The organism is Streptomyces sp. SID13726 (assembly GCF_010548375.1).
Lineage (GTDB): Bacteria > Actinomycetota > Actinomycetes > Streptomycetales > Streptomycetaceae > Streptomyces.
On sequence record NZ_JAAGLY010000367.1, the window covers coordinates 1 to 467 of the forward strand.

At 69.6% G+C, this 467-nt stretch carries 1 protein-coding gene; it reads left to right on the forward strand.

Features of this window, described 5'->3' with window-relative positions; all coding sequences use genetic code 11:
• The coding region (locus G3I78_RS48105; RefSeq protein ID WP_203616534.1) for a hypothetical protein at positions 1-467 on the forward strand (467 nt) is incomplete at both ends.

Sequence of the window (467 nt, forward strand, 5' to 3'; positions counted from 1 at the left end):
CTGATCCTCTTCCTCCTGCTCTGCCTCGCGATCGCGGCGCAGACGTGCCTCGTCGCGCTGCAGCAGCTCGCGGCGGGCAACACGGGACCGGTGTACATCGACTCCCCGCTCGCGATGCACAAGAACTTCATCGGGTGCGTGCTCGCGTTCGCCGCCCTCACCGCCTACGCACGCCCGTGGTGGGTCGGCTGGCCGCGCTGGTTCTCGCTCGGGGCCTCCTGGCTGTGCTCCCTCGGCGTGCTCGCCGCGCAGGCGCGCCAGGCCCTCATCGGCCTCGCGATCGGGATCATGCTCATCACGCTGCGCGGCGACCCCGACCGCAAGCGGTCCAAGCTCATCCTGCTCGCCGCGATCCCGGCGATCTACTTCGTCGTGCTCGCGGTGCAGGAGCAGCTCGCGTCCGGCAACCAGTTCAACTCCGCGAACCAGCGGCTCACCTGGTACGCCGACTCGATCGAGGTGTGGCA